This is a genomic window from Pseudonocardia pini (genome assembly GCF_013870575.1).
Taxonomy (GTDB): domain Bacteria; phylum Actinomycetota; class Actinomycetes; order Mycobacteriales; family Pseudonocardiaceae; genus Pseudonocardia; species Pseudonocardia pini.
The window spans coordinates 1-1,093 of the sequence record NZ_JACBXB010001202.1 but is presented as its reverse complement, the minus strand read 5'-3'; the positions used below and the strand labels follow the sequence as shown (position 1 = coordinate 1,093).

Genomic DNA, 1,093 nt, shown 5'->3' with positions numbered 1-1,093 from the left:
CGCGGCGACCAGCCCTTCCTGCACGCCGCGGCGTCCAACGTCGGCGCCATCCGGCTGTACGAGCACCTCGGCTTCACGGTCTCCCGGGAGCTGGTGTTCGCGGCCTACCGCGCCCCCGCGGACGTCTCCGAGGCTCAGTCGATGGTCTGACCGCTCGTCTCCTCCTCGACCCGCAGGTCGTGGAGCGCGAGGATCTCGTCGACGGCACCGGGGGAGAGGACCTGGTCCAGCACCAGGATCGCGCACCCGGTCACGCCGCTGCGCCCGACGAGCGCGCCCGGCTCCACCCGCAGGCTCTGCGTGGCCGTGGCCACGGCCCGCTTGAACACCGACTCGCGGATCCCGGCGACCAGCGGCTCGTAGGCGCCGACCAGGTCGCCGCCCACGGTGATCACCGCGGGGTTCAGCAGGTTGACCGCGCCCGCCAGCACCTCGCCGATCCGCCTGCCCGCCTCGCGGACGAGCTTCACGGCCTCGGCGTCCCCGGCGCGGACGAGGTCGACGACCCCGGACACCGTGTCCACGTCCCGGCCCCGCGTGGTGAGGTCACGGATCAGCGCGGAGCCGCTGGCGAGGATCTCGATGCAGTCGACGTTGCCGCAGTGACAGGGCATGCCCGGGCCGTCGGCCACCTGGGTGTGCCCGATCTCGCCCGCCGAGCCGCGCGCCCCGCGCTGCAGCGTGCCGCCGCTGACCACGGCCGCGCCGATCCCGGTGGAGACCTTCAGCACCAGCAGGTCGTCGATCCCGGGATGGGCGTGCTGCTCGGCGATCGCCATGACGTTCACGTCGTTGTCCACCCGCACCGGCACCGGGAAGCGGTCCGCCAGCAGGCCGGGGAGCTTCACCCCGGCCCAGCCCGGCAGCACCGGAACCCCGATGCTGCAGCCCGCCACCGAGTCCACCGTGCCCGGGATCGAGAGCCCGATGCCCCGGACCCCGGCCGGGTCCACGCCCGCCTCCGCCACCAGCGTCGTCAGCCGGTCGGCCACGGCGGCCATCACCGGTTCCGGCCCGATGCGGGTGCGGATCCGCAGCGAGTCCTGGGCCAGCACGGTCCCGGCCAGGTCGCAGACGGCGAGCGAGGTCCGGC

The 1,093-nt window shown here is 74.6% G+C and carries 2 protein-coding genes; one reads left to right on the top strand and one right to left on the bottom strand.

Features of this window, described 5'->3' with window-relative positions; all coding sequences use genetic code 11:
* A partial coding sequence (locus H5J29_RS36050) for a GNAT family N-acetyltransferase (RefSeq protein ID WP_220188252.1) occupies positions 1-150 on the top strand: 150 nt, incomplete at its 5' end.
* Here H5J29_RS36050 and H5J29_RS33835 read toward each other — a convergent pair.
* Positions 135-1,093, bottom strand: a 959-nt coding sequence (locus tag H5J29_RS33835) for an ROK family protein (protein WP_181784928.1), incomplete at its 5' end; no start/stop codon positions are given. The two genes, H5J29_RS36050 and H5J29_RS33835, sit on opposite strands and share 16 nt — an antisense overlap.